Genomic DNA, 20432 nt, shown 5'->3' with positions numbered 1-20432 from the left:
GGTTTTACAGCGTGTGCGCCAGATTCGTGGTGATGATTCAGAACAGTTGAGGTGTAAAGGGATCGCTGTCCGGCGCGGGCTGGGCCGGACCCCTGAGCAGTTGCTCGCGCGCCAGCGGGTCGTGGGCGGTGGCATTCCAGTCGGCCGTGCGAACGAGGTTGCCCACGCGCACGCCCAGCAGGCGCAGCCGCTTGGCCAGGGGCACGCGCTTGAGGCATTGGCCTGCGGCGCGGCGCAGGGTGGCGGCATCGGCCATGGGCAGCTCCAGCGTGTGGTCGCGCGTGGCGGTCTTGAAGTCGTCGTAGCGCAGCTTGATGCCGACGGTGCGGCCCATGTAGCCCTTGCGCTGCAGGTCCTGGGCCAGGCGTTCGCACAGGTCGGTGAAGATGGCGCTCAGTTCGGCCCGGTCGCGCACGGCGTGCAGGTCGCGCTCGAAGGTGGTTTCGCGGCTCATGGAGACGGGCTCGCTGTGCGTGACCACGGGCCGCTCGTCGCGCCCCCAGGACACGCCATGCAGCCAGTTGCCGTAGGCGCGGCCGAACCACTGCACGAGCTGGGGCAGGCTTTGCGTGGCCAGCTCGCCAATCGTCTGTATGCCCAGCGATTGCAGCTTGGCATCGGCCTTGGGGCCTATGCCGTTGATCTTGCGGCAGGCCAGCGGCCAGATCACGGCCTGCAGATCGTCGGGCTGGACGATGGAGATGCCGTTGGGCTTGTTGAATTCGCTGGCCATCTTGGCCAGCAGCTTGTTGGGCGCCACGCCGATGGAGCAGGTCAGGCCCGTGGCGTCGGTGATGGTTTTCTGGATCAGCCGAGCCAGCACGCGCCCGCCCTCGCGCTGGCCGCCAGGCACGTCGGTGAAGTCGATGTAGACCTCGTCCACGCCGCGGTCCTCCATCAGCGGGGCGATGGAGACGATGATTTCCTTGAACATGCGCGAGAAGCGCCGCACCTCGGCAAAGTCCACGGGCAGCAGGATGGCCTGGGGACACAGGCGTGCGGCCTTCATCATGCCCATGGCCGAGCCCACGCCGAACTGGCGCGCCGGGTAGGTGGCCGTGGTGATCACGCCCCGGCCCACGTAGTCCTTGAGGCGCGAGAACTCGTCCACCGGAATCTCGTGCAGCCGGCCGGCGTAGCGCGCATCCAGCGCCTCGTCGTGCGCGCGGCGTCCGCCGCCGATGACCACGGGCAGTCCCTTGAGCTGCGGATAGCGCAGCAGCTCCACCGAGGCATAGAAGGCGTCCATGTCCAGGTGGGCGATGCGGCGCGGGAGCGCAGCATCGGCAGGGCTTGCGGGTGTGGATGTCGTTGGTGTCGTTTCAGGCACGCCGCCATTATTGCGGCAACTGTGCATTCATACAGCCCACAGGGCTTGTCACACAGGCCCCGGACCATTCATCCCTGCAGGCAGATGAGGACCAGTCCGAGCACCATCAGAGCCATGCCGATCATTTCCTGGCGGCTCAGGCTTTCGCTGAGCACGCGGCGCGAGACGATGTAGCTGAACACCACCTCGACCATGCCCAGCGTGCGCACGGGTGCCGCGCCCTGCATGGCGTAGGCGGTGAACCAGGCCAGCGAGGCGGCCGCGCCCATGCCACCGGCCAGCAGCGAGACGCGCCAGGCGCGGAAGATGGGGCGCAGGCCCTGCGCGTGGGTGCGCGCGATCCAGGCGCCCAGGCCCAGGGTCTGCATGAGCTGGGCGATCAGCACGCCCCAGGCGCCTGACAGCCAGGGAGATATCTCGCCCAGGCGCGCCAGTTCCACGGCGCCGCCCCGATATCCCACGGTGGCGATGGCAAAGCAGGCACCGCAGGCCAGGCCGTAGAGCGCCGATCGGCTGGCCCAGGCCGACAGCGACAGCATCTGGCCGCGCGGCGGCAGCGACAGGATGAGCACGCCGAAGGTGGCCAGCGCCATGGCCGCCAGCGCCACGGCGGTGGGCAACTCATGCAGGAAGATGCCGGCGAACAGGGCCACCTGCAGCACCTCGGTCTTGGACAGGGTGACGGCCACGGCGAAGTTGCGCTCCTTCATGGCCAGCAGCAGCGCCGCCGTAGCCGCGACCTGGAAGAAGGCCCCCAGCGCGATCCAGCCCAGGTAGGCCCATGAGAACCGGGGCAGCGACCAGGCGCCATCGCCTCCCAGGTACAGCGCCAGCAGGTAGATGCCGGCAAACGGCAGGCCGTACAGAAAGCGCACCAGGGTGGCCGGCAGGGTGCCGAGCTCGGCGGTCAGCGAGCGCTGCGCCGTGTTGCGCACGGTCTGGGCGGCTGCGGCGAACAGCACCACGGGCACCCACAGCCAGGTCAGGTCTTGGAGGGAAGAAAGCATGTCGGCAAAAAAGGGAAGGCACCGCCGGCAAGGCGCGGGCGACTGAGTGCCGGCCAGCATAGCCGCCGGTTTGGCACCAGGCGCACGCGCTTGGAGAAGGCTGCCGCGCCCGGCAGCGAAACAGAGGCCGGCCAGCCAGCACTGCACGCGCGCCCTGCTCTGGCCAGGGCAAGCAGGCTGCGTTGTGCAGCAGCACGGCCGTCGCCAATGGCGAGCGGGCCTGCGCTGCGCGCTACAGGTCGCGCCGGATCAAAGCGCCCTTGAACAGCACCGGCCCCGTGGGCCCGGTCTGGCTGGGCACGCCGCCCTTGGGCTCCAGGCTGATGGCCAGGGCAGGTACGCCCTGGACCTCGGCGGCCGCGGCGGTCAGCTTGACCAGCTTGTCGCGTCCCAGCACGCCCAGCGATTGCGGGCCGCCCTGGGGCGGCAGGGCCCACAGCTGCAGTGATTTGTCGGAGGCCTCATGGAAGTCGCCCACGCGCTGCAGCACCAGGGTGTTCTTGCCGGGGTCGAAGGTCACGAGCATGGAGGCATCGGCCTTGTCGTCGGCCAGCACGGCCACGTACTGGATCTGGGGCGCGGCCTGCAGCGCAGCCTGGGTGGCCTGCAGCTGGTTGTTCAGCACGGCCAGCTGGCGCTCGCCGCTTTGGCGCAGGTCCTGGTGCGACCACAGCCCCACGGCCACGGCCGCCACGGTGGCGCAGGCGCCCAGCACGGCGGCGCCGCGCCACCAGGCCAGGGCGCGGCCCACGGCGGATTCCGTGCGCCGGGCCATGCCAGGCGCATCGTCGGCGCGCCGCCGGTGCGCCTGGGCGGCGCGGGCCTTTTCGGCCTGCAGCAGGTTGTCGATACGGACCCAGACCGCATCGTCAGGGCGTACGGGCGCCTGCATTTCGGACAGGGCCGACCAGCGGCCCTGCCACAGCAGGGCGGCGGCGCGCACCGGGGCCTGGTCACGGGCCAGTTGCTCGAAGCGGCGGCGCGCCGCGCCCCGCAGCGTGCCCAGGGCGTAAGCGGCGGCCAGCCGGTCCAGCAGTTCGGGGTGTCGGGAAATATTCATGGCAAATCCTTTGGCCGCTCAGAGCATGTCAACTGCTTCACGCATGGCGTGACAGGCAGCGGCGCAGCTGCTCCAGGCCGCGCCGTATCCAGGTCTTGACCGTGCCCAGCGGCAGTTGCAGCTGGCCCGCCAGCTCGCCATGGCTGAGGTCGCGCAGATAGGCCAGGCTGACCACCTCACGCTGGCGGCCTTCCAGCCGCTCCAGGCACTGGTACAGCGCCACGGCCTGTTCGCTGGCCTCGGCCAGTTGCAGCGGGCCCTGGCTTTCATCGTCCCCGCCGCCATGGGCCGCCAGTTGCGCCTCGTCGAACTCTTCGTTCAGGTGCAGGCGTTCGGCGCGGCGCCGGCGCAGAAAGTCCAGGGCCCGGCTGCGCACCACCAGGCCCATCCAGGCCAGCGGCGGGCTGAGCGTGCCCCGGTAGCCCGAGGCGCTGCGCCAGATGTGCAGGTAGCTGTCCTGCAGCACGTCTTCGGCCCAGTCCTTGTGCCGCAGGATGCGCAACGCCAACCCGTACAGCCGGGACGAGGTGGCCTCGTACAGGCTGCGGAGCGCGGGCTCGTCCTGCGCTGCGATGCGGTCCAGAAGGTCCATCAGCTCTTGGTCGGTTGGTGTGGTGCCCATGCACGCATTGTGGGCGAGCGGGCGGCCCCGTGGCCCGCACTGTTGCGTGGCCGCCCGGGGGCTTGTTCTGTCTTTCGATCGGATTCAAGGGGCATATCGGTGCTCAGCCGGGGGGTTGCAGAAGGTCTGGCATGGGTCTCCCGGCTTGCACCGGCCCTCCGTGAGCAATACGCAGCGCATTGCGAACCGGATGCGGATAAATTTTTTTTCCATTCAGGTGAATCCAGCCGCTGCCTTGCTGCGTATTCCCTGTGTCGCGCCCCGGAAAGCGGTCCAAGGCGACACCCCTCAACCCATCGACCTGGAGACCTTCATGAGCTACATCCTCCCCCTCGGCCTGGCCACCATGGCCGCACTGACCCTTGGCGCCTGCTCCTCCATGGACGTGGGCAAGAGCTATTCCCAGTCCGACCTGCCGGCCGCCGTGCAGGTGCCCGCAGGCCACAAGGTTGCCATGGAGACGGTGGGCATAGGCCAGATCACCTATGAATGCCGCGCCAAGAAGGACCAGGCGATGGAGCAGGAATGGGCCTTTGTCGGCCCCGATGCGCGTTTGACGGACCGCCAGGGCCGCGTCATCGGCCGCTACTTCGGCCCGCCCGCCACCTGGGCGCACCAGGACGGCTCCAAGGTCACGGCCACCCAGGTCGCCGTGGCGCCGTCCAGCGCGGGCAACATCCCCATGCAGCTGGTCAAGGCCGAGCCCGCCACCGGCATGGGCGCCATGCAGGGCGTGACCTATATCCAGCGCGTGGCCACGCGCGGTGGCGTGGCCCCTGCCATGGCCTGCAACAGCTCCACGCTGGGCCAGAAGCAGGTCGTGCAGTACCAGGCCGACTACATCATCTGGAAGGCCGCCTGACGCGGCCCGGCCCCCCCCTACGGCCTGTCGCCCCTGGCCCCGAAGGCCGAGGGCGGCATGCCGAACTGGCGCCTGAAGGCCAGCGAATAGGCGCTGTGGCTTTCATAGCCGGCCTCCAGCGCCACCTGCACGATGGGCCTTCCGGCCAGCAGCGCCTGCATGGATGACAGCAGCCGTGCGCGCTGTCGCCAGCGGCCAAAACTCATTCCCGTGGCCTGCAGAAAGTGGCGATGGAAGGTCTTCTCGCCCATGGCCAGACGTGCGGCCCAGTCGGCGGCTGTGGCAGTTGCGGCGGCTGCGGCGGCAAAGCCATCCGCCCCGTCTCCTTCGGCCAGCGCATGGCAGACAGCAGCCATGCGCGCATCCTGCGGCCAGGGCAGATGAAACGGCACCACGGGCGGCTGGCGCAGCTCCTGCAGCAATAGCTCGACCACCATGGATTCACGCCGCCCCGGCGGTATCGATGCAGGCCAGCGCGCCACCTCGCTGATGAGCTCGCGCAGCAGGGGAGAGACCTCGATCACGCAGTCCGTACCCGGCAGGTCTGCAGCGGCCTGCGCATCGACGAACAGGCTGCGCACCTGTACCGCGCCGCGCATGCGCAGGCCGTGGGGCACGCCCGAGCGCAGCCAGACGCCGCGCGTGGGCGGCACCACCCAGCGCCCGCTGCCTGCGCGCACCTCCAGCACCCCCTGCACGGCGTAGAGCAACTGGCAGCATTCGTGGGAGTGTTCCTCCACCTCCAGCCCCGCCGGATAGTCGGCGGCCACGCCCGTGACCGGCAGCGGTGCGGCGGCCTGCAGCTCGGGCAGCCCGGTATGGCTGCAGGGAACGGCGGCTGCCGAAGCCGGGGCATGGGTCGTGCGCATATTGTCCAGATCCATATAGAAAATGAGAAATTCTATAAAGACAGACAAGCACCCTGCCCGCAAACTGGCATCCGTTCCCTGTGATTCACCGCCATCGCACCATGCACTGCCTGCCCTCGCCCTCCCTACTATCCCTGGCCCATGGCCGGGGTCCGGGCGCCTGCGCAGGCGCCGCATTTCGCACCGACTCTCCCTGATCCCGGCCTGGCGCAGCTTCCCCCCCACCGGGAAGCCAGGAGAGCGGGGCCGCCGGCCGATCCGGTGGCTGCAAACCCCAGCGTTTCCTGCGAGGCCCGCATGCTGAAGAATCCCGCGTCCAGATACCTTCCCTTCCCCGCCGTCGACCTGCCCGAGCGCCAATGGCCCTCACGCCAGCTGAGCCAGGCGCCCGTGTGGCTGTCCACCGACCTGCGCGACGGCAACCAGGCCCTGTTCGAGCCCATGAACCGCGAGCGCAAGCTGCGCCTGTTCCACGAACTGGTGCGCATAGGCTTCAAGGAGATCGAGGTGGGCTTTCCCTCGGCCTCGCAGACCGACTACGGCATCGTGCGCCACCTGATCGACAACGGGCTGATCCCCGGCGACGTGACGCCCATGGTCATCACCCAGCTGCGCGAGGACCTGATCCGCGCCACGGTGGACAGCGTGGCCGGAGCGCGGCGCGCCATCGTGCACTTCTACAACGCCATTGCCCCGGCCTGGCGCGAGATCGTCTTCGGCATGCAGGTGCCCGAGATCATCGCCATGGTGGAGCACCACATCGCCCTGCTGCGCGAACTGACCGATGCCCACCCCGAGACCGAATGGGTGCTGCAGTACTCGCCCGAGACCTTCTGCATGGCCGAGCTCGACGTGTCGCTGGCCGTGTGCAACGCAGCCATCCGCGCCTGGGATGCAGGCCCCGCGCGGCCCATGATCATCAACCTGCCGACCACGGTGGAGGTGAGCACGGCCAATGTCTTCGCCGACCAGATCGAGTGGATGCACCGCCGCCTGGAGCGACGCGAGCACATCGTGCTGTCCGTGCACCCGCACAACGACAGAGGCACGGGCGTGGCCTGCGCCGAGCAGGCGCTGCTGGCCGGCGCCCAGCGCGTGGAAGGCTGCCTGTTCGGCAATGGCGAGCGCAGCGGCAACCTCGATGTGGTGACGCTGGCGCTGAACCTGTACACGCAGGGCATCGCGCCGGGACTGGACTTCTCGGACATCGCCGCCGTGGCGCGCATTGCGGAGGAATGCACGGCCCTGCCCATCCACCCGCGCCACCCCTATGTGGGCGACCTGGTATTCACGGCGTTCTCGGGCTCGCACCAGGATGCCATCGCCAAGGGCTTTGCGGCGCAGCGGCCAGATGCGCCCTGGCGCGTTCCCTACCTGCCCATCGACCCGCAGGACCTGGGCCGCACCTACGACAGCATCGTTCGCGTCAACAGCCAGTCGGGCAAGGGCGGCATTGCCTTTTTGCTGCAGCGCGACCATGGCGTGACCATGCCGCGCCGCATGCAGGTGGAGTTCAGCGCCGTGGTGCAAAAACAGGCGGACGCCTGCGAGGCCGAGCTGGCCAGCGACGACCTGTGGAAGCTGTTCGAGGCCACCTACCTCGCACCCCTGCAGCTTCCCTGGCACTACCGCAGCCACCACCTGTTCGACAGCGCCCAGGGCCAGGGCATTGCGCTGGAAGTGGTCCGGCCAGACGGCCTTCGGCTGCAGCTGTATGGCGAAGGCAGCGGCCCCATCGATGCCGTGGCCGCCGCCATCGGCCAGCACCTGGGCGTGGCGCTGCGCATTGACCACTACGAGGAGCGCAGCCTGGGCCAGGGCGCCGGGGCCATGGCGCTGGCCATCGTCGAGGCCGCCCTGCCCGGCGTGGCGGGCACGCGCTTCGGCGCGGGGCGCCATGCCAACATCGTGACCGCGTCCATCCTGGCCGTGCTGCATGCGGCGGGCCGGCTGGTGGCGGCGCAGCCGGAAAGCCGGCGCGTACCTGCCCAAGCCTGAGGCGCAGCCTGAAAGGAAAAAGGACCGCCGAGGCGGTCCTTTTTTCGTGCGGCTTTTGCCGGTTCAGCGCACGGCGCCCGGATAGGTTCCGGGCAGCAGGATGCTGCAGTCCACGGTATCGATCTGCGTATGGCCGCAGAAGGCCATCGTGGTCTCCAGCTCCTTCTGGATGATCTGCAGTGCACGCGTCACGCCGTCCTGGCCATAGGCGCCCAGGCCGTAGAGGAAGCTGCGGCCGATCATGGTGCCCTGGGCGCCCAGGGCACGCGCCTTGAGCACGTCCTGGCCGCTGCGGATGCCGCCGTCCATCCAGACCTCGATGTCCTTGCCCGCCGCCTCGGCAATGCCGGGCAGCGCCTCGATGGACGAGGGTGCGCCGTCGAGCTGGCGGCCGCCGTGGTTGCTGACGATGAGCGCATCGGCGCCGCTGTCGGCCGCCAGTCGCGCATCCTCGGCGTCCATGACGCCCTTGAGGATGAGCTTGCCGCCCCAGAGCTTCTTGATGCGCTCCACATCGCCCCAGTTCAGGCTGGGGTCGAATTGGCTGGCGGTCCACGACGACAGCGAACTCATGTCGGCCACGCCATCCACATGGCCGACGATGTTGCCGAAGGTGCGGCGCTTGGTGCCCAGCATGCCCAGGCACCAGTGCGGCTTGGTTGCCAGGTTGGCCAGGTTGCGCAGCGTGGGCTTCGGGGGCGTGGACAGGCCGTTCTTGATGTCCTTGTGGCGCTGGCCCAGGATCTGCAGGTCCAGCGTCAGCACCAGGGCCGAGCAGTTGGCGGCACGGGCACGCTCGATCAGGCGCTCCATGAACCGGCGGTCGCGCATCACATAGAGCTGGAACCAGAACGGATGGCGGGCCGTGTGTTCGGCAATGTCCTCGATGGAGCAGATGCTCATGGTGGACAGCGTGAACGGAATGCCGAAGGCCTGGGCCGCGCGCGCGCCCAGGATCTCGCCATCGGCGTGCTGCATGCCGGTCAGGCCCGTGGGCGCAATGGCCACGGGCATGGCCACCTGCTGGCCGATCATGGTGGTGCGCGTGCTGCGCCCCTCCATGTTCACGGCCACGCGCTGGCGCAGCTTGATCTTCTGGAAGTCGTCCTCGTTGGCCCGGTAGGTGCCCTGGGTGTAGGAGCCCGAGTCGGCGTAGTCATAGAACATGCGCGGCACGCGGCGCTGGGCCACGACGCGCAGGTCTTCGATGCAGGTGATTTTGGAAAGGTCGGTGGACACGTTTTCTGGCTTTCTGGAACCCGCATGCCGCGGGACTGCCGAGCATGGTAGTGCGCAGGGCGCATTCCAGTCACCCGTTCGGGTTTGAAGTGATTTGTGCGCCGATTGAAATTTTCTCTCTCGCAGCCCAACCGAGGGCTAACGCTAGTGTGCCAACCAGCCATGAGAGCGACGATCCGCCCCGCACAACATCCTAAAAACTCTTCAGGAGACGCTCCTATGGTTTGGCAGCAGGTCTACGACCCTCTTTCCAACATGTGGCTGTCCACACTGCTCGCGGCCATCCCGGTCGTGGTCATGCTGGTGGGATTGGGCTTTTTGCACATGAAGGCGCACCTGGCGGCCGGCGCCGGGCTGATTGCGGCGCTGGTGATCGCGGTCTTCGTCTACAACATGCCGGCAGGCATGGCCGGGCGCGCGGCGCTGTTCGGCGGCTTCACGGGGCTGCTGCCCATCGGCTGGATCGTCCTGAACATCATCTTCCTGCACCAGCTGACCGAGAAGAACGGCAGCTTCAAGATCCTGCAGGACTCCATTGCCGGCATCACCGAGGACAGACGCATCCAGCTGCTGCTGATCGCCTTCGCCTTCGGCGCCTTCTTCGAGGGCGCGGCCGGCTTCGGCACGCCCGTGGCCGTGACGGCGGCCATCCTCATCGGGCTGGGCTTTTCGCCGCTGGCCGCCTCGGGCCTGTCGCTGATCGCCAATACCGCGCCCGTGGCCTTCGGCGCGCTGGGCACGCCGGTGATCACGCTGGCCAAGGTGCACGGCTACGACCTGATGGAGGTCACCGCCATGGTCGGCCGCCAGCTGCCGTTCTTCTCGGTGCTGGTGCCGTTCTGGCTGATCTGGGCCTTTGCCGGGCGCAAGGCCATGATGGAGATCTGGCCCATCATTTTGGTGACCGGCGTGTCCTTCGCCATTCCGCAGTACCTGGTGTCCAACTTCATCGGCCCCGAGCTGGTGGACATCATCGCGGCCATCGTCTCCATGGTCTGCACGGTCGGCTTCCTGCGCATGTGGCAGCCCAGGACCATCTGGCGCTCGACCTCGCTCAAGGGCCATGAGAACAGCGGCGGCGAGGCCCAGGCGCCCCGCGCCGTGACCCAGCACCCGCGCGCCGACGTGATCCGCGCCTGGACGCCCTGGGCCATCCTCACGGTCTTCGTCTTCATCTGGGGCCTGCCCTCGGTCAAGGCCGCGCTCAACGGCCTGTTCGCCCCGGCCTTTCCCATGGAAGGCCTGCACAACCTGATCGAGAAAGTGCCGCCCGTCGTGCGCCAGCCCACCAAGGAAGGCGCCATCTACACGCTGAACCTGCTGTCGGCCACGGGCACGGGCATCCTGCTGTCGGCCATCGTGGGCGGCCTGGTCATGAAGTACAACCCCGTGCAGCTGGTCAGCCAGTTCGTGCGCACCATCTGGCTGGTGCGCTATTCGCTCATCACCATCGTGCTGATGCTGGCCCTGGGCACGCTGACGCGCTACTCGGGCACGGACACCACGCTGGGCCTGGCCTTCGCCAACACGGGCGTGTTCTACCCCTTCTTCGGCACCCTGATGGGCTGGCTGGGCGTGGCGCTCACGGGTTCGGACACGGCATCGAACGTGCTGTTCGGCGGCATGCAGAAGGTGGCGGCCGAGCAGCTGGGCCTGTCGCCCAACCTCATGGGCGCGGCCAACAGCTCGGGCGGCGTGATGGGCAAGATGATCGATGCGCAGTCCATCGTCGTCGCCTCCACGGCCACGCGTTGGTTCAACCATGAGGGCGACATCCTGCGCTACGTGTTCTTCCACTCCGTCGCCCTGGCCTGCCTGATGGGCATCTTCGTGACGCTGCAGGCCTATGTCTGGCCGTTCCGCCTGATGGTCAATTGAGCCTTGCGCATTTGCGCCAGGCCCCAGCCGCCCGCATGCGCCGGGCGGCTTTTTTTACGCCTGGGTACGCATCGCTGCATCAACAGATGCGCAGCGGCATTTATGGTTGTACCATGCAACCATATTCAAACCCTGCACGGCCCCAAGGAGCACCCATGCCGCAGCACGATCTTTCCCTGGTGGATGGCATCCGCGCCGCCTCGCGCCAGATGGTGCGCGAGCTGGGCTTCATGCAGGCCACGCTGGCGGCCACGGACTATCCGCCCTCGGCCGTGCATGCCATCCTGGAGATCGGCGCACAGGGGCGCATGGCGGCCTCGCAGCTGGCCCTGGTCCTGGGGCTGGAGAAATCCAGCGTCAGCCGCATGGTGCGCAAGCTGGTGGAGGCGGGCGAGCTGAAGGAAGCCGCCGATGGCGAGGATGGCCGCGTCAAGCAGCTGGCCCTGACCGCCAAGGGCCGGCGTACGCTGGCCGCCATCGAGGCCTTCGGGCGCCAGCAGGTTACGGCGGCGCTGGACCGCATGCAGGCGCCGCAGCAGCAGGCCGTCGCCCAAGGGCTGGCACTGTACGCCCGGGCGCTGCAGGCGCACCGGCAGGAGGAGCCCCTGCCCCAGCCCGTGCCCGCACAGATACAGGTCCTGCCCGGATACCGGCCCGGCTGCCTGGGCCGCATCGTGGACATGCATGCGCGCTTTTATGCGCGCCACGCAGGCTTTGGCGTCTTCTTCGAAAGCCGCGTGGCCAGCGGCCTGGCCGAGTTCGCCGGCCGGCTGGACAAGCCCTGCAACCAGCTGTGGACGGCGCTGGACGGCGACCGCATCGTGGGCTCCGTGGCCATCGATGGAGAGGACCTGGGCAAGCACCCCGAGGACCGCCAGGCGCATCTGCGCTGGTTCATCCTGGAAGACGGCCTGCGCGGCGCCGGCACGGGGCGCCAGCTGCTGCAGCAGGCCTTGGCGTTCTGCGACCAGCAGGCCTTCGAGGCCACCCAGCTGTGGACCTTCCGGGGCCTGGATGCAGCACGCCGGCTCTACGAATCGTCAGGCTTCACCCTGGCCGAGGAATGGCCGGGCCAGCAATGGGGCGAGCCAGTGATCGAGCAGCGCTTCGTGCGGCCACGCCCTGCCGCGGCGGCATGGGCAGGCCAGGCCCCCTGAGTCAGGAGCCCTGCTCGCCCGCCACCAGCACGAAGGCAATGCGCGCAGGCCGGCCCGAGCGGTTGGCCCAGGCATGGTTGGTGCCGCGCTGTATGAGCACGTCACCGGCGCGCAGCACGGTTTCCTGGCGGTCCAGGATGGCGACCAGCTCGCCCTCCAGCATCAGCGCGTAGTCCACGGTATCCGTGCGGTGCATGCCCGGATGCTCGCCGGGCTGCACGTTGCGGTGGGCGTCGCCGTACATGCGTGTAAAGGTGGCATGCAGGGCGCGCGCCAGCTCCTGCGGATCGGCAGGTTCGGGCGGAATGTCCAGGATGCGCAGCACCGTGCCATAGGGCGGCGGTGCCACGCCCTGGTGGATGGCAATGGTGTCGGGCGCATTGATCTGCGCGGGTGAGGCATCGGTGCGCCACAGGTTGGTGATGCGGTAGCCGGGGCGTTCCTCGACCAGGCGCACGGCGGGCGAGGCGCCGTCCTCGGCAATGAAGGAGCGGCCCTGTGCGTCGTTGGCCGTGATCACGCGGCGGATGGGGGGCAGGCTGGAATCGGTCATGGATGAAGAGATGGCGGAAAGGAGGTCACTGCGCATGGCGTTCGGCCGCTGCGCCCTGTTTGCGGAATTCGTCGTGGATGCGCCGGTCCCACTGGCGGCGGTCCTGGTGGAAGACCACCTGGTCACCGCGCTGGGCCACCTGCCTGACGGCATCGGACCGCGCGGCGGCGGCGCAGGCGGCGTCCAGCCGGCCCAGCACCGCCTCGGGCACGCCACGCGGCACGAACAGGCCCGCAAACGATTCCTCCTGCACCGCCATGCCCAGTTCCTTGAAGGTGGGCACCTCGGGGAAGGCCGGGTGGCGGCGCTCCGAGGCCACGGCCAGCAGGCGCAGCTTGCCCGCGCGTATCTGGGGCGCAGCCGAGGCCGCGATGCTGCTGACGAAGTCCAGCCGCCCGGCCAGCAATTCCTGTATCGAGCCGGCATCGCCCTTGTAGGGCACATGCACGAGCTTTAGGCCCTGGTCGCGCTCCAGCTGGTCCATGGCCAGAAAGGGCGCCGAGTTCGGTCCCGGCGATCCATAGCTCAGCGAGCCCTTCTTCGCCGCCGCCACCAGCTCGCCTATCGTCTTGAAAGGGCTGTCTGCGCGCACGCTGACGCCCAGGATGTTCTCCGTCACGCCGCACAGCGGCTGCACGCTGTCGGGCCCCAGCTTCAGGCCCTTGACGTAGTGGGGCTGCACGGTGATGGGGGTCATGGGCGTGAAGGCCAGCGTCAGCCCGTCGGCCGGCGCCTGGGCCAGCACATTCATGCCGATCACGCCCGAGCCCCCGTCGCGCGAGACCACGACCACGCTCTGGCCCAGCTGCTTGCGGAACTCCTCGGCCAAGGTACGCGCCATCACATCGGTGGAGCTGCCCGCCGCCCAGGGGTTGATGAGGGTCAGCGGCCGCGACGGGAACGGCTCCTGCGCGGTGGCCAGGGTGCAGCCCAGCGCCATCAGGGCGCCGAGCCACTTGCGGGTGGTCATGCTGTGTCTCCTTGTCGTTGTGTGATGGCTGCGCATGTTAATTCAGTCAGTCGACTGAATCAATCCATGTCACCACCATGCCATGGTTTGGTGCGGCAAGGGCCTGGCGCTGTCTATGATCCGCAGCCATGACGTCCAGCACCGATGACACCGCGGCCGAGGAACCCCGCGCCCAGGCCCGCGAACGCCTTCTGCAAGCCGCCGAGCAGCTGTTTGCGCGGCATGGCTACGCGGGCACGTCGCTGCGCGCCGTCATGGCGCTGGCCGAGGTGGACACGGGCGCCATCCACTACCACTTCCGCAACAAGCTGGGCCTGCTCAAGGCCTTGTTCGAGCAGCGCGTGATGGCCGTCAACGGACAGCGCCATGCGCTGCTGCAAAGGCTGGAGCAGCAGTCGCCGCAGCCCGCCGTGGAGGACATTCTTCGGGCCTTCATCGCCCCTGCGCTGCGCGCCGCCCACAGCGAGGGCGAGGCCGACTTCAACCGCGTCACGGCCCTGTGCTCGGTCGATCCCGACCAGGCAGTCAGGGAGGTGGTGTTTGCCGCCTACGACGAGGCCGCCAAACGCTTTGCGGCCCTGCTGCGCCAGGCTCTGCCGCAGCTGTCGCAGCACGATTTCCAGTGGCGCCTGGAATGCATGTACGGCGCCATGATGTACATCCGCTCCGACAACGGCCGAGTCAGCCGCATGCTGGGCGGCGGCCACCGCGCCGACCCCGTGGAGCATGTGATCGACGAGCTGGTGGCCTTCACTGCGGCGGGCTTCCGTGCGGCGGGCCCCTGCGCTGCGCAGTGATCACGACCGGCGCCTGATCAGCGCCCGCCCGCGCGCGAAGCCACCACACCGGCGCCGCGCACCTCCACCTGCACGCTGTCCAGCACCTGCCCCTTGGCATCGACCAGTTCCAGCCGGTGGCGGCCGGGCCAGGGCATCCAGGCGGCGGCAGCACCCCGTCCGATCTCCTTGGGCGCAGGCTCGGCCGCGCCGGGCGGGGCGGCGCTGACCATGCGCCAGCGCAGGCTGGCGTCCTGCCATTCCTGCGTGGCGGCCGTGCCCGAGGGCCGGGCCGACAGCTGCACGCGCTGGCGGTCTGGCGGAATGTCGGGGTCCAGCGCGAGGATGGTGCCGTTGGCCGGGCGCGCAATGCGCACGGGCGAGGCTGCCGAAGTCCCGCGTGTTGATGCGGATGCGGCAGGCAGGCCGCTGCCCGCCATGGCGAACAGGCTCTGCTGCGTGCCCGCCACGAACCACTCGCTGCGTGCGCTCTCCAGCGGCAGGCCCGAGGAATCGGGACCGAAGCGCACCGCCTGCTGCAGCACGCCCGCCGGCGCCTTGGGCGCGCGGCTGGGTGTGCGGGCATGCAGGAAGCCCATCACGGCGGCCCAGACAGGTGCCGCGCCGCTGGTGCCGCTGACCGAGTGCATGGCCTCGCCGCGCGCATTGCCCACCCACACGCCCACGGTGTAGCGCTGCGACCAGCCCACGGCCCAGTTGTCGCGCATGTCCTTGCTGGTGCCGGTCTTGACGGCCGACCAGAAGCGCGTGGCCAGCACGCTGTCCGTGCCGAAGGTAGGCGCGCGCGCCATGGGATCGGACAGGATGTCGCCCACGATGAAGGCCGCGCGTGCGTCGATGGCCTGCACGGCGGCACCGGCCTTGGCCTGGGTCTTCGGCACGGCAGCCGGAGCGGGAGCCGGGGCTGCCGCCCAGCGCACGGGCGTCAGTTGCCCGCCGTTGGCCAGGGCGCGGTAGGCATTGGTGAGCTGCAGCAGCGGCACCTCGGCGCTGCCCAGCGCCAGGCTGAAGCCGTGGTAGCCGCCGCTTTCGCGCAGCGGCAGGCCCAGGCGCTGCAGTTGCGAGAAGAAGGCATCGGGCGTGACCATGACCAGGGTGCGCACGGCCGGCACGTTGAGCGACGACGCCAGCGCCGTGCGGGCCGAGACCCAGCCCTTGAAGCGCCGGTCGTAGTTCTGCGGAATGTAGAGCCCGTTCTGCGTGGGAATGTGGGCCGATGAATCCTCGATCAGCGAGGCCGCCGTCAGCCGCCGCTCGGCAATGGCCTGGGCATAGAGAAAGGGCTTGAGCGTGGAGCCGGGCTGGCGCATGGCCGTGACGCCGTCCACCTCGGCCGCCTGGCTCAATTCGCCCGATGAGCCCACCCAAGCCAGCACCTCGCCCGTGGCGTTGTCCAGCACGACGATGGCGCCGTCCTCCACATTGCGGCCCTGCAGCTCGCGCAGTTGCTGCTGCAGGCTTTGCACGGCAAAGCGCTGCACGGGCGCGCTCAGCGTGGAGCGTACGCGCGCCTGGCCTTTGGACTGCGGCTCGGCCAGCAGGCGGCGCGCCAGATGCGGGGCCTGGCCTTCGCTGGCCGCCCATTGCCGGCGCAGCAGCACGCTGGCGGTGAGCAATTCCATGGCCGTGCAGTCGCGCGCCGCCGCGTCCTCGGGCGCCAGCGACTGCAGCACGCCGCAGGCGCGCCGGCCCACGCGCTCGGGCGAGGCGTTGGGGGCGCGCACCAGGGCGGCGGCAATGGCGGCCTCGCGCGCGTCCAGCCCGTGCGCGGCCTTGCCGAACAGGGTGCGCGACAGCGCATCGATGCCCACGATCTCGCCCCGGAAGGGCACCAGGTTCAGGTAGGCCTCCAGGATCTGGTCCTTGCGCCAGCGCCGGTCCAGCACCTGGGCCGACACGGTCTGGCCCAGTTTCTGCACCACGCTGCGCCCGCCCGGGCCCTGGCGCCAGTCGCCGTCGAGCAGGCCCGCCAGCTGCATGGTGATGGTGCTGGCGCCGCGCGTGCGCTGGTTCCAGAGGTTGCCCCAGGCGGCGGAGGACACGGCGGCCCAGTCCACGCCGCTGTGTTCGTAGAAGCGCTTGTCCTCGCTGACGACCAGGGCCGTGCGCAGCGCGGGCGAGATGTCGGCCAGGGCCACCCAGTCGCCACGGCGCACGCTGGCGTCGGTGCGCTGGCGCTGCAGCACCTCGCCCTCGCGCGAGAGCAGTTCGGTCTCGGAGGAACGGTGGCCTTCGCGGACCTCGGAAAAGCTGGGCAGCGCCTGGGCGGCACCGGCCGCCGCGAACAGCAGCGCGGCCGCCAGGGCCGCGCGGGGAAGACGCATGAAGGGAGAAGGTCGCCGGGATTCGATCATGGAGCCGGCATTGTCCGCCTTTGCACCAGCGGCTCAGGAAGAATGGCGTATGCCCTTCTTGAGCTTGAAGGACAGCAGCACCATGAGCACGCCGAAGACCACCGCATACGTGGCCAGCACCCAGAGCATGGCCATCATGCCCGCGCCCGGCTGGGCCAGCACGAAGGCGCCGAACAGCACGGACAGCACGCCGCCCAGAATCAGCAGCCACTCGCCCGTGATCTCCTTGCGCAGCCGCACGGCCGTCACGATCTGCAGCAGGCCCGTGACCAGGGCCCAGGCACCGATGTACAGCGTCATCACCAGCGCCGTGACGCCGGGCGCGACCACGGTGAGCACGCCCACCACCACGCCGGCCAGGCCCCACAGCAGCAGCACCCACCAATGGCGCATCTGGTCGCGCCCCTGGATGGCGGAGTACACGCCCAGCAGGCCATCGACGAAGGTGAAGGCGCCGAAGGTCAGCACCAGCGCCGCCAGCGATACCGCCGGCTGCGCCCAGGTCAGCACGCCGAAGGCGATGGCGACCAGGCCGCGCAGCAGCAGCACCCACCAGGTGCGGTGAAGAATCGTGGACAGCGGATTGGGGCTCATGGATGCTCCTTCAAAACAGTCCCCATGACCTTGGAGCAGGCCCGCCACACTGTCTGTAGGCGAAGGCCGGCTTGGCGGTGGACCCTGACCTGGATCAATCCAGTTGCAGCAGCACGGGCTGGTGGTCCGAGAGCCTTGTGTCGCTGTCCACGGCCCAGCCACGCACATGGCCGCGCAGGCTGTCGCTGACCCAGGCGAAATCGCAGGCGCCGGGCTCGGGGCCCCACTGGCGGTCGAACAACCGGAAGGTGGGCGGCTGGGGCTGGTCCGGGTGCAGCACGCTCCAGCTGTTGTGCCACTGGCCGGCACTCACTGCGCCCTGCTCGCCGGCCGCCCAGGGGGCGGACAGGCCGGCGTATTCGTCCTCGTGCGGCTCGAAGTTGAAGTCGCCGCAGAGCACGGCATGCGGCGTGTGCGGCTTGGTCTGCTGGGGCGAGCCGTCGCTGGCGGGCTGGGGCGGCGCCTCGGCCTGGCCCAGCGCCTCGATCTGCAGGGAACGCAGCGCCAGCGCCTGGGCCATGCGCTGGCGGCGCGAGAAATATTCGAGGTGGGTGCTCATCACCCGCACGGGGCCCAGCGCGGCATCCATCACCGTGGCCGCCGTGCAGCAGCGCGGCATGCTGCGCACGCCGCCATCGTGCGGATACGGCAGGCGGTGGTGGGCCAGTTGCAGCACCGGCAGGCGCGTGGCCACCAGGTTACCGAAGCGCTGCCGGCCCACGGCCGTGAACTCGTCCACGGCGGCGCCGAAGAAGACCTTCCAGCCTTCGGGCAGGGCCTGGCGGATCTGCGCCACCTGGTCGCCGGGCGCGCCCTGCAGGCCGGGATAGTGGATGGCGATTTCCTGCAGGCACAGCACGTCGATATCGGCCATGGACAGCGCATGCGCCACGATGCGCTCCGGGTCCATGCGGCCGTCCAGGCCCAGGCACCATTGGGTGTTCCAGGTGAGGATCTGCATCATGCGGGCAGCGGCTCGCGCAGCTGGAACAGGTTGCCTTCGGGGTCCATGGCGTTGCAGACGCGAAAGCCCGGACCCTGCCAGGACTGCTCCCACAGCTGGCCGCCATGGGCGATGACCAGGGGTCGAACGGCCGCGAAGCTGGTCACGGTGGCAAAGAATTTGAGGGCCACGTTCTCGCGCGGCTGGGGTGGCTCGGTGATGGTGATGTGCCGCGCAATCGCCTCGGGAATGGCGTGCAGCACCAGTTGCAGGTCCGGCGACTGCAGCACCATGAGCTCGCTGGTGTGGTGCAGCATGCGCATGGCCAGCACCTCCATGTAGAACAGCGCCAGCCGGTCAGGCTGCTTGGCGTAGATGAACAGACCTGCGGATGCGGGACCGGACATGGTGGACCTCGGGGTGAAAGGCTGGGACAAGGAACTTTAGCACCGCCCTCACTTGATCCCCGCACGCATGAAGCTCTGCACGAACTGGCGCTGGAACAGCACGAAGGCCACCAGCAGCGGGCCCGAGCTCATCAGCGTGGCGGCCGTGATGGTGGCCCATTCCACGCCAGACTCCACGCTGGAGAACACCTGCAGCCCCACGGTGAGCGGGCGCGCCTGCACGCTGTTGGTGATGATCAGCGGCCACAGGAAGTTGTTCCAGTGAAAGCTCACCGACACCAGCGCAAACGCCAGGTACACGGGCCGCGCCAGCGGCACGTAAACGCGCCACAGGATCTGCAGGGTGCTGGCGCCCTCCACCCGCGCGGCCTCGTCCAGTTCCCGGGGAATGCCCAGGAAGGTCTGGCGCAGCAAAAAGATGGCAAAGGCCGATGCGAAGTACGGCAGGCCGATGCCCAGCAGCGTATCGACGGCGCCCAGGCGCGACAGGGTCTGGTAGTTCGCCACCAGCAGGATGTCCGGCATGATCATCAGTTGCACCAGCACCAGGGCAAAGGCCAGGCCCTGGCCGCGAAAGCGGTAGCGCGCAAAGACATAGGCGGCCAGCGTGCCCAGCACCAGCTGGGCCGCCAAAATCATGACCACCAGCACGGCCGTGTTCAGGAAATAGCGCGCAAAGGGCGCGGCCTGCCAGGCACGGCGAAAGTTCTCCAGCGTCCAGGGCGCGGCCAGGTCGAAGCGTGCCGAGTATTCGGGCGGATGGAAGGCCGTCCAGAACGCATAGGCCAGCGGCAGTATCCACAGCAGGGCCAGCAGCCAGGCGGCCAGCGTGTCCAGCCAGGTGGCGCCGTACAGCGCGGGCGGCGCATGGCGCGGGGCAATGGGTGCGGCACTCATTGGTAGTGCACCTTCTTGTCGAGCACGAAGAACTGCAGCAGCGCCACGGCCGCCAGCACGGCGACAAGCACCACGGTGATGGCGGCCGCATAGCCCGTGTCCCAGAACTTGAAGCCCACTTCGTACAGGTGATAGAGCAGCAGCGTGGAGGCGTTGTCCGGCCCGCCGCGCGTGAGGATGAAGAGATGGTCCACCAGGCGGAAGGCATTGATCACCGCATTGACCAGCACGAACAGCGTGGTCGGCATCAGCAGCGGCCACTGCACGCGGCGCAGGAAGTACCAGCGCGAGGCCCCCTCGATGGCCGCCGCCTCCTTGAGGCTGGGGTTGAGCGTCTGCAGCGCGGCCAGGTAGAAGATCATGAAAAAGCCTGCCTCCTTCCACACCGCCACCACGGTCACGCAGGCCAGCGCCGTGGACGGGTCGCCCAGCCAGTTGTGCGCGGGAAGGCCCAGTGCGCCGCGCAGCTGCTCCAGCAGCCCGTACTGCGGCGTGTAGAAGAACAGCCAGATGTTGGCCACGGCAATCATGGGCAGCACCGTGGGCGTGAAATACGCCATGCGCACGAAGGCGCGGCCGGCCAGCCTCTCGTTGACCCAAAGCGCCATGGCCAGCGCCAGTGCCATGGACAGCGGAATCGTGGCCGCCGCAAACCACAGGTTGTTGCGCACGGCCTGCCAGAACACCGGGTCGTCCACCATCACGGCGTAGTTCTCCAGCCCCACCCATGGCCCCGGCTGGCCGCCGCGCGGCGTGGCATGCAGGCTGTCGATCAGCGTGGCCACGGCCGGCCAGTGCGTGAAGGCCACCAGCAGCACCAGCGCCGGCAGCAGCATCAGCCAGGCATGGACGGCCTGGCGGCCGCGGACAAGGGAGGCGGGAGCGGAGCTCATGC

General features: G+C 68.9%; 19 protein-coding genes. 5 read left to right on the top strand and 14 right to left on the bottom strand.

The window, feature by feature from the left end:
- Positions 1-37: 37 nt before the first annotated feature.
- The 4 genes from dinB to BW39_RS09860 all read right to left on the bottom strand — a co-directional run bounded on the left by dinB (position 38) and on the right by BW39_RS09860 (position 4019).
- The gene (dinB, locus tag BW39_RS09875) at positions 38-1357 is read right to left on the bottom strand and encodes a DNA polymerase IV (protein ID WP_043821462.1); all 1320 of its coding nucleotides are present in this window, start codon (positions 1355-1357) and stop codon (positions 38-40) included.
- A 41-nt stretch (positions 1358-1398) separates the two neighbouring features.
- Positions 1399-2337, bottom strand: a complete 939-nt coding sequence (locus BW39_RS09870) for a DMT family transporter (protein ID WP_043821460.1) — start codon at positions 2335-2337, stop codon at positions 1399-1401.
- Between the two features lie 232 nt (positions 2338-2569).
- The gene (locus tag BW39_RS09865; protein ID WP_043821459.1) at positions 2570-3397 is read right to left on the bottom strand and encodes an anti-sigma factor; all 828 of its coding nucleotides are present in this window, start codon (positions 3395-3397) and stop codon (positions 2570-2572) included.
- A gap of 37 nt (positions 3398-3434) precedes the next feature.
- Positions 3435-4019, bottom strand: a complete 585-nt coding sequence (locus tag BW39_RS09860; RefSeq protein WP_012207088.1) for an RNA polymerase sigma factor — start codon at positions 4017-4019, stop codon at positions 3435-3437.
- A 313-nt stretch (positions 4020-4332) separates the two neighbouring features.
- Between BW39_RS09860 and BW39_RS09855 the strand changes: the two genes are divergently transcribed.
- Positions 4333-4881 carry a DUF3455 domain-containing protein gene (locus BW39_RS09855; protein WP_043821458.1) on the top strand — a complete coding sequence of 183 codons (549 nt, stop codon included), beginning with the start codon at positions 4333-4335 and terminating at the stop codon, positions 4879-4881.
- 17 nt (positions 4882-4898) lie between these two features.
- Here the strand turns inward: BW39_RS09855 and BW39_RS09850 are convergent, their stop codons facing one another.
- Positions 4899-5750, bottom strand: coding sequence for an AraC family transcriptional regulator (locus BW39_RS09850; protein WP_043821499.1), 852 nt, complete (start codon positions 5748-5750; stop codon positions 4899-4901).
- Between the two features lie 297 nt (positions 5751-6047).
- Between BW39_RS09850 and BW39_RS09845 the strand changes: the two genes are divergently transcribed.
- Entirely contained in the window at positions 6048-7748 is a 1701-nt protein-coding gene (locus tag BW39_RS09845) for a 2-isopropylmalate synthase (RefSeq protein WP_043821456.1), read from the top strand.
- A 63-nt stretch (positions 7749-7811) separates the two neighbouring features.
- Here the strand turns inward: BW39_RS09845 and BW39_RS09840 are convergent, their stop codons facing one another.
- Positions 7812-8987: an alpha-hydroxy acid oxidase gene (locus BW39_RS09840; RefSeq protein ID WP_043821454.1), complete on the bottom strand. Its 1176-nt coding sequence runs from the start codon at positions 8985-8987 to the stop codon at positions 7812-7814.
- A 219-nt stretch (positions 8988-9206) separates the two neighbouring features.
- Between BW39_RS09840 and BW39_RS09835 the strand changes: the two genes are divergently transcribed.
- Together BW39_RS09835 and BW39_RS09830 are read left to right on the top strand one after the other, a co-directional pair.
- Positions 9207-10865 (top strand): L-lactate permease, encoded by a 1659-nt coding sequence (locus BW39_RS09835; protein ID WP_013800968.1) that lies wholly within the window; start codon positions 9207-9209, stop codon positions 10863-10865.
- Between the two features lie 155 nt (positions 10866-11020).
- The gene (locus BW39_RS09830; RefSeq protein WP_043821452.1) at positions 11021-12022 is read left to right on the top strand and encodes a bifunctional helix-turn-helix transcriptional regulator/GNAT family N-acetyltransferase; all 1002 of its coding nucleotides are present in this window, start codon (positions 11021-11023) and stop codon (positions 12020-12022) included.
- 1 nt (position 12023) lies between these two features.
- Here the strand turns inward: BW39_RS09830 and BW39_RS09825 are convergent, their stop codons facing one another.
- Together BW39_RS09825 and BW39_RS09820 are read right to left on the bottom strand one after the other, a co-directional pair.
- Positions 12024-12575: a cupin domain-containing protein gene (locus tag BW39_RS09825; protein WP_012207095.1), complete on the bottom strand. Its 552-nt coding sequence runs from the start codon at positions 12573-12575 to the stop codon at positions 12024-12026.
- A 25-nt stretch (positions 12576-12600) separates the two neighbouring features.
- The gene (locus BW39_RS09820) at positions 12601-13545 is read right to left on the bottom strand and encodes a tripartite tricarboxylate transporter substrate binding protein (RefSeq protein ID WP_012207096.1); all 945 of its coding nucleotides are present in this window, start codon (positions 13543-13545) and stop codon (positions 12601-12603) included.
- A gap of 128 nt (positions 13546-13673) precedes the next feature.
- Here BW39_RS09820 and BW39_RS09815 point away from each other — a divergent pair, with 128 nt between their 5' ends.
- Positions 13674-14342 carry a TetR/AcrR family transcriptional regulator gene (locus BW39_RS09815; RefSeq protein WP_043821450.1) on the top strand — a complete coding sequence of 223 codons (669 nt, stop codon included), beginning with the start codon at positions 13674-13676 and terminating at the stop codon, positions 14340-14342.
- 17 nt (positions 14343-14359) lie between these two features.
- Here the strand turns inward: BW39_RS09815 and pbpC are convergent, their stop codons facing one another.
- From pbpC to BW39_RS09785, 6 genes are all read right to left on the bottom strand, one after another.
- Positions 14360-16696 carry a penicillin-binding protein 1C gene (pbpC, locus tag BW39_RS09810; protein ID WP_043821448.1) on the bottom strand — a complete coding sequence of 779 codons (2337 nt, stop codon included), beginning with the start codon at positions 16694-16696 and terminating at the stop codon, positions 14360-14362.
- Between the two features lie 33 nt (positions 16697-16729).
- The gene (locus tag BW39_RS09805; RefSeq protein ID WP_043821447.1) at positions 16730-17290 is read right to left on the bottom strand and encodes an HdeD family acid-resistance protein; all 561 of its coding nucleotides are present in this window, start codon (positions 17288-17290) and stop codon (positions 16730-16732) included.
- A gap of 94 nt (positions 17291-17384) precedes the next feature.
- On the bottom strand, positions 17385-18254 hold the full coding sequence (locus BW39_RS09800) for an endonuclease/exonuclease/phosphatase family protein (protein WP_043821445.1): 870 nt from the start codon (positions 18252-18254) through the stop codon (positions 17385-17387).
- The gene (locus BW39_RS09795; protein WP_012207101.1) at positions 18251-18640 is read right to left on the bottom strand and encodes a VOC family protein; all 390 of its coding nucleotides are present in this window, start codon (positions 18638-18640) and stop codon (positions 18251-18253) included. Before BW39_RS09795 ends, BW39_RS09800 begins: the two co-directional genes overlap by 4 nt.
- Positions 18641-18688: 48 nt before the next feature.
- The gene (locus BW39_RS09790; protein WP_043821443.1) at positions 18689-19537 is read right to left on the bottom strand and encodes a carbohydrate ABC transporter permease; all 849 of its coding nucleotides are present in this window, start codon (positions 19535-19537) and stop codon (positions 18689-18691) included.
- Positions 19534-20430, bottom strand: coding sequence for a carbohydrate ABC transporter permease (locus BW39_RS09785; RefSeq protein ID WP_043821441.1), 897 nt, complete (start codon positions 20428-20430; stop codon positions 19534-19536). The genes BW39_RS09790 and BW39_RS09785 overlap by 4 nt, the downstream gene beginning before the upstream one ends.
- Between the last annotated feature and the right edge of the window lie 2 nt (positions 20431-20432).

The organism is Delftia sp. RIT313 (assembly GCF_000632165.1).
In the GTDB taxonomy this organism is placed as follows: Bacteria; Pseudomonadota; Gammaproteobacteria; order Burkholderiales; family Burkholderiaceae_C; genus Comamonas; species Comamonas acidovorans.
Note: the sequence above shows the minus strand (reverse complement) of the source record. Positions and strands in the feature narration are given on the sequence as shown.